Genomic DNA, 458 nt, shown 5'->3' with positions numbered 1-458 from the left:
TTCTCGTTCAGCTTGAGTAACTTTGCGTTTGGCTTTCATCCGGGTAGAACCTCCTGGTTTCTCCGTAAAGGTTTTACCACTAGTATATCGTTCCAGCCACCTTTGTAACACACTGTAACTCGAAATATTGTAACGATCACAACACTCGGAAGCGCTATATTTCCCTGATAAATAATCCTGACAGGCTTGACGCTTTAGTTCTGGGGAATAACGGCGCCAAGTGCGAGACTCTTCCAATCCTGCTACCCCATCATGTTGATAAGCACGGGCCCAATTCTGCACAGTACGCTTGCTAACGCCGTATTGTTTAGCTAATCGGGAATTGCCAACCTGACCACTCAAATACTGGAGGACCGCTTCAAGCCGTTCTTCTAAAGAGTGATGAGTTGTTCTGCCAGACATAAAAATACCCCCTTTCAGGTGAGATCGAATTTTACATAATTCGTTTCTCCACCTAA

1 protein-coding gene is annotated in these 458 nt (G+C 45.0%); it reads right to left on the bottom strand.

Annotated elements, in window-relative coordinates; translation table 11 throughout:
• On the bottom strand, positions 1-402 hold a 402-nt coding region (locus FC43_RS10880), incomplete at its 3' end, for a helix-turn-helix domain-containing protein (RefSeq protein WP_156648336.1).
• Positions 403-458 lie beyond the last annotated feature (56 nt).

The sequence above is a fragment of the Limosilactobacillus ingluviei DSM 15946 genome (genome assembly GCF_001435775.1).
Taxonomy (GTDB): domain Bacteria; phylum Bacillota; class Bacilli; order Lactobacillales; family Lactobacillaceae; genus Limosilactobacillus; species Limosilactobacillus ingluviei.
Note: the sequence above shows the minus strand (reverse complement) of the source record. Positions and strands in the feature narration are given on the sequence as shown.